The sequence below is a fragment of the Abyssisolibacter fermentans genome, from assembly GCF_001559865.1.
GTDB classification, from domain to species: domain Bacteria; phylum Bacillota; class Clostridia; order Tissierellales; family MCWD3; genus Abyssisolibacter; species Abyssisolibacter fermentans.
This window is the reverse complement of the sequence record NZ_LOHE01000071.1, coordinates 45,744-52,633: the sequence shown is the minus strand read 5'-3', so window position 1 is coordinate 52,633 and position 6,890 is coordinate 45,744. Positions and strand designations below refer to the sequence as shown.

Below are 6,890 nucleotides of genomic sequence, written 5' to 3'. Positions count from 1 at the left end.
AAGTCCAATATTAGATTTATTAGATAACAGTATAATAGAGTATGAATTATCATACAGAAATACTAATCAGCTTGTATTTAAAATGTTTGATAGAGCTGTAAAAAATAACCCCGATGCAAAGCCAATATTCCATAGTGACAGAGGTTTCTCGTACACTAATAGTGTCTTTAAAAGCAAAATTGATTTTGCAGAAATGACACAAAGCATGTCAAGAATTGGTAAATGCATAGATAATGGTCCAATGGAAGGTTTTTTTGGAATACTAAAATCTGAAATGTTCTATGGCAAGCAATTTGAATCTATGGATAAACTAATTCAAGATATTCATAAGTATATAAAATTCTATAACGAGGAAAGATTTCAAAAGCGATTAGGGTGTTTATCTCCAATTGAATATCGGACTCAAGCACAGTGTACATAAATAAAAACGGTGCTTCATACAGAAACACCGAAAAATATTAATATTCATTTTTATTAAATTAATTGTCTACTTGACATAGGTCAGTTCAATTTTGGCTAGCTTTTTTAGTAGAGAACACAAATATTTACTCGAAAGGGACGGTTTATTTTGAACAAAATGTTTTGCATATATTTGTAGTTAATAAAAATAGTTATATTAAATTAACTATCAATTTCAAAAAAATACCTATATAATAAATATAACAAGGCGCAAAATGTTCTCCACCTTTATAGGTGAAGAGTACCGATTAGATTTAATATTTATGTGTACAATAATTTATGGAGGTGTATGATGGATTATAAAAAAATAGCAAATGAAGTACTTTTGATGTATAAGTTACATAATGCAGAAATTGAATTTATAAGACATAATGAGAATATAACATTTAAAATTTCTGATAGGTTGAATAATAAAAATTATTTATTACGTATACATAAGCCTGCAACAGAAGGTTTGTTCGGGAAGCAGCACACTCGCGTAGGGTTAGAGTCAGAAATTAAGATACTGCAAGAATTAAGTTTAAACAATGAATTTAAAGTTCAAAAACCAATAGCTAATTCTTTAAGTAAATATGTCACTGAATTTTATAACAGTGACTTAGGAGATTCATGTTGCGCTACATTGTTAGAATGGATAGATGGAACGATTCTTAGCAATAGAAATTATAATAATGACAAAATAGCATTATCATTGGGTAAAAAGGTAGGTCTATTACATAAATTTTTTAGTGAATTTAAACCAAACGAAAAATTCGAGAGACCATGTTATGGGTTGGATAGGATAGATTATGCAGTTAGCCAGCTTAAATATGGAGTAGAAGTTAAGATATTCACAGAGTATCAATATGATCTTATAAAAGAAGTGTTAACTTTGGTAAAGAGCCAGCTTAGGGAATTAAAAAGACAAGAGGGTTCATGGGGACTTATACATGCAGATTTACTGCCTGGCAACATAATTATTAATGATGAAGAACTTAATTTTATTGATTTTTGCTTATCAGGATTTGGATTTTACTTGTTTGATGTAGGTAGCATTGCTACTGAATTTGAAAGAAAGTATAGAGATGTATTTTTAGAAGGATATTCCTCAAAATTTGATTTTTCGCATAAAAGTTTAAGATACATTGAAGGACTAGTATTTATGGATATTTTTATAAGTTATGTGTTTTTTATAAGAGACAATAACAAAAATAAATGGATTAAAGACCATGCTAAAAATGTATGTGATACATTGTGCAAAGACTTTTTAAAGGGTAAAGAAGTGTTTTATGATTTGTAAGTTTAGTTTAGTGATATATAAATAATCTATAAAAAGTAAGATTATTTATATAAAATTTAAAATAAATATAAACACCTACTTGGAAAATGTCACCAACCTATATAAAGGCTTGTAAATAATTTTGTGTATGCTTTCTGTAATAGCAAATATTGAAATTCTTTTTTTAGATAAAAAATGTGTTATAATTAAACAAATTTTAACTGTCAAATAGATTACTGCATTAGCAGTTGAAAAAATATGTGTAAAGGAACAAGTGAACTATGAATATTGTAACGTTTACATTACTTATCATGACATGTAGTTTTATAGCTTGTATTTTCTGCTTTACTATTAACTTGTTATCAGGTTCTAATAAAGTTTTATCTGCATGTTCAATGTTATTTCTTTTACAATATCCGAATATAAGAGGAATATATAGCATTTTTTTATTGAAAATGCTACTTAATGTCTGTATAGCATCTTTTTTTAGTTTTTTAACATCTTCAAATCATTTTGTAATTTCATTAGATATAGTTTTTTTCTTTTGTATTTTAATCCCTATATATTTCCATAATTTAAAACTATGTAAAAATTTCCTGTAAAGTAAACAATGTAATCAATGATTTGTTATAACCAGAAAACGCTCGTTAAAAACAGAGTGGATGTTGTTGTGCTTATAATGAGTTTGATTTTAAATTGCTTATTTATGGGAGGAATTTCTATGTTCAAAAAACTGTTAAAATTTAAAAATATAGTCCAAAATATTCATAATATAATTGAATATGATATAGAGCCTTATAGAAAGATTTTAGAGAAAATTAGAGCTATTAAACTTGAATCAGTAAGTGATATTAGGCTTAAAGAAATGTCTCAGGAGCTTATGAACCGAGCTTGAAATGAAGTTTCACTAGATATAATTCTTGTAAAAGCCTTTGCAATTGTTTGTGAAGCATCTCGTCGTGTCTTGAATATGAAACCTTATGATGTTCAGATAATTGCAGCGATTGCTTTACACCAAGGTAAAATAGTTGAAATGAAAACAGGAGAAGGTAAGACTCTAGCGGGTGTAATGCCAGCATACCTTAATGCATTGACTGGTAAAGGAGTTCATATACTTACCTTTAACGATTATCTAGCCAGAAGAGATGCTCAATGGATGGGTCCTGTATATGAGTTTTTAGGACTTTCTGTAGGATATGTAAATGAAGGCATGAGTATAACTGAAAGACAAAAGGCATATTCTTGTGATATAACATATGTTACTGCAAAGGAAGTAGGTTTTGACTACCTGCGTGATTTTTTGTGTTATGAGAAAGACAGGCTTGTTCTTCGTAAGTTCAATTATGCAATAGTAGATGAGGCCGACTCTGTCTTTATTGATGAAGCGAGGATACCTCTTGTTATTGCTGGAGATGTAGCTGAAGAAGAGGAAGAACTTTTTCGTTTATCTAAGATAGTTAAGGAACTTAAACTAGGTGAGGATTATGAGCTTGATGAATACGAAAAAAATATTGCTCTCACTGATGCTGGGTTGATACGTGTCGAAAAAATCCTTGGATGTGATAATCTATATGTCCCAGAAAACTTGGGATTGCTTACTAGAATTAATAGTGCGTTACATGCGGAGGTACTGATAGAAAGAGATAAAGACTATATTGTAAGAAATGGAAGGATTGAAATTATTGATGAATTTACTGGTCGTATTGCAGATAAACGTCATTGGCCAGATAATCTTCAGTCGGCAGTAGAAACCAAAGAGGGATTAAAATCGCAGTCTAAGGGTAAAATTATGGGTTCTATTCCATTACAGTATTTTTTAAGCTTATATCAGAAAATTTCAGGAATGACAAGAACAGCTTGTATTGCTGCAGAAGAATTTAGAGAATTTTACTGCTTAGATGTAGTTGTAGTACCGACAAACAATCCTTGTATACGTAAAGATTATCCTGATGTGATATTTGCAAATAAGGAAGCAAAGCATAAGGTTCTTATTTCGGAGATTGAAAGAATACATGAAACTGGTCAACCTATCCTTATTGGGACTAACAGTGTACAAGAGTCAGAAATGCTTGCAGATGAATTAAATATAATCGGCATTAAGTGTAAGGTACTCAATGCAAAGAACGATGAAATGGAAGCAAAAATAATAGCTAGGGCAGGAGAAGTTGGAGCTGTGACAGTCTCCACTAACATGGCTGGACGTGGAGTTGATATAAAGCTAGGTGGTGAAAGAGAGCAGGAGCGAGATAAAGTGGTTGCTTTAGGAGGACTCTATGTTATTGGAACAAATAAATTCGAAAGCAAAAGAATAGATAACCAATTGAAGGGTAGGGCTGGTCGTCAAGGTGATCCTGGAGAAAGTAGATTTTTTATTAGTATAGAGGATGAAATATTCAAAAAATATAGTTTTAAAAAAATGCTTCCTAAGCTTAACATGCCACAAAAACAAGATGAACGGATTGACGATCCAATATTTAGACGGGAAATGGAAAGTGCACAGAGAGTTTTGGAGGGATATAATTCAGATATTAGGAGACAGCTATGGAAATATTCTTTCATAATGGAACAGCAGCGTAGAATTATCCACAGTAGACGTCAGAATATATTGATGGATAAAGAACCTTTACAGCTTTTATCAACCAAAGCTGAAGAACGGTATTTTTTCCTGCAGAATCAACTGGATGATAAGGTTTTAAGAGATATAGAAAAACAGCTAACCTTATACTATATAAATAGAAGCTGGGCTGAGTATCTAGATTATATGTCTTATGTACGTGAAAGCATACATTTGGTTGCTATTGGAAAGAAAAATCCATTGGATGAATTTCACAAGATTGCTATAGAAGTGTTTGACAATATGATGGATAGAATAGAATGTGAAATAATAAATAAATTCAATACCATTGAAATTAAAGAAAATAGCATAGATGTGGATAAGGAAGGGCTCAAAGGACCTTCATCAACTTGGACCTATCTTATAAACGATAATCCAAATCAGTTTAGTAGTATGAATTTACTAATTAAAGGCACTTCAAGTGCTATAAAGGGAACTCTTTTTTCATTAAAATCTATTTACAATCGCATCTTGAAAAAAAGTATGTGATACTGTACAAAGATCTTCTGAAAGGTAAAGAAGTGTTTTATGATTTGTAAGTTCAGTTTCTAGTATTTTTTAATCTAAAAAAAGTAAGATTATAATTAAATTCAAAATAAATATAGTTAATTAAGGGTGTAACAAAAAGATGGGAGTTCAAAGTATTGAAAATTCATCATTTTGTTACACCTTTTCATTTTTATAAAAAAATTTTTATATTTTTGGTTGTATATTCTTCGAGTTATCGACCTATAGGTATGAAAGCCTTAATAAAAATCAATAGTATACTAATTGTTTAACGCTGCACGTTAGAATTTATTAAAGGAGGGAAATATGGAAACAAAATACTCAACCAGATTAATCATAGAAAATTAAATACTCTATTGTATCTTTCTGTTTATAAGATGTCCATTAAATTCTCGACATACCAACTCGGTATGCCTTCGCATTCACTGGAATCTTTAATTCAGAAACTTACAGCATATTATTCAAAGTTATATGAATAATCAGGGTTAAAGACATCAAAAAAAGATATACAAATATTACAGTTATAAGGGAGTGGTGTAATTGAAGCTAATAGCAATAAAAAATGCTGTAATATACAAACTTACTACAAGTTTTCCAGAGCATAATATTTATGGAGAAGATCCAGGAACTGATATAAATAAACCAGCTTTATTGGTACAATTAAATCCAATTTATATGAATGTGGAAAGCAGGTATCAACGAAGAAAGAATATAAACATAAGTATCAAATTTCACTCTGTAAATGGAACAAATGATGAAAACATAGATATGATAGACAAACTGTATGAAACATTTGATTCTGTTTTAGCTGTGGAAGACAGAGTATTTAATATTCGTACTGCAAGAACCATTGTAAAAGATAATATTCTAAGATATTCTTTTAATTTAGATTTAATAGATAATCTAAAACCATCTGAAGAATATGAACTAATGAAGGAATTAGAAATAAAAGAATTACAGTTGAAGGAGGAAATATAATGGGTTTACCAGATATACAGATTAATTTTAAGACAAAAGGAACATCATTAATTGAGCGAAGTGCAAAAGGGATAGTAGCATTGATTTTAAAGGATGATACTAATCAAGATTTTGAAACAAGAGAATATAAATCTATAGATCAAATTATAGAAAGTGATTGGACACCTGAAAATATAGATTATATAGAAAATACATTTATGGGTATTCCAAACAAAGTTATAGTAGAAAGAATTGCGGTAGCTGATACAGATTATTCTAATGGACTATTGAGACTTAAAAATAAGAAATGGAACTATCTTGCAATACCTGAAATTAAAGATGCTGAGGTTCAGGAAATTGTAACATGGATTAAGAATGAAAGGGAAGTTAACAAAAAAACTTTCAAAGCAGTACTTCCAAATGCAGAAGCTGACAATGAAGGCATAATTAACTTCTGTGCAAGCAATATATACGTAGGAGCTACAGATACAACATATACTGCAAGTCAATATACAGGAAGAATAGCAGGAATATTAGCAGGATTACCATTTACACGCAGTGCCACTTATTATGAGTTAAGTGAAGTAGATAAAATTGATGAGTCATCTGATCCAAATGCTGAAATAGATAGTGGAAAATTAATATTAATAAATGATGGAACTAAAATCAAAATAGGTAGAGGAGTTAACTCTCTTACAACTTTAGCAGGATCTAAAGGAGAAGAATTTAAGAAAATCAAAATAGTAGATGCAGTTGATTTAGTTAAAGATGATATTAGAGATACTTTTGATGGTTCATATGTTGGTAAAATAACAAACACTTATGATCATAAAATATTATTCTTATCAGCAGTGAATGCATACTTTGAAGCTTTAGAAAAACTTGAAGTTTTAGACGAAGCTTTTGATAATAAAGCAGTAATAGATGTACAAGCTCAAAAAACATATTTAATGGCTTGTGGAGTAGATGTAGATGCTTTGAAAGAGCAGGAAATAAAAGAATATAACACTGGCAGTAAAGTTTTTGCAAGTGCTAAAGTTAAATTCCTGGATGCTATGGAAGATTTAACTATGGAAATATTTATGTAGGAGGTAG

At 30.0% G+C, this 6,890-nt stretch carries 6 protein-coding genes; all 6 read left to right on the top strand.

Going from position 1 to position 6,890, the window contains the following annotated elements; genetic code table 11:
• A partial coding sequence (locus AYC61_RS13665; RefSeq protein ID WP_156456470.1) for an IS3 family transposase occupies positions 1–421 on the top strand: 421 nt, incomplete at its 5' end.
• 330 nt (positions 422–751) lie between these two features.
• On the top strand, positions 752–1,738 hold the full coding sequence (locus tag AYC61_RS13660; protein ID WP_066503491.1) for a phosphotransferase enzyme family protein: 987 nt from the start codon (positions 752–754) through the stop codon (positions 1,736–1,738).
• A 700-nt stretch (positions 1,739–2,438) separates the two neighbouring features.
• The gene (locus AYC61_RS21890) at positions 2,439–2,612 is read left to right on the top strand and encodes a hypothetical protein (RefSeq protein ID WP_242866800.1); all 174 of its coding nucleotides are present in this window, start codon (positions 2,439–2,441) and stop codon (positions 2,610–2,612) included.
• 18 nt (positions 2,613–2,630) lie between these two features.
• Positions 2,631–4,820: an accessory Sec system translocase SecA2 gene (gene secA2 / locus AYC61_RS13655; RefSeq protein WP_338026055.1), complete on the top strand. Its 2,190-nt coding sequence runs from the start codon at positions 2,631–2,633 to the stop codon at positions 4,818–4,820.
• 558 nt (positions 4,821–5,378) lie between these two features.
• A complete protein-coding gene (locus AYC61_RS13650; protein WP_066503488.1) occupies positions 5,379–5,816 on the top strand; it encodes a phage tail terminator family protein in 438 nt (145 codons plus the stop codon).
• Positions 5,816–6,883, top strand: coding sequence for a phage tail sheath C-terminal domain-containing protein (locus AYC61_RS13645; protein WP_066503482.1), 1,068 nt, complete (start codon positions 5,816–5,818; stop codon positions 6,881–6,883). The genes AYC61_RS13650 and AYC61_RS13645 overlap by 1 nt, the downstream gene beginning before the upstream one ends.
• Positions 6,884–6,890 lie beyond the last annotated feature (7 nt).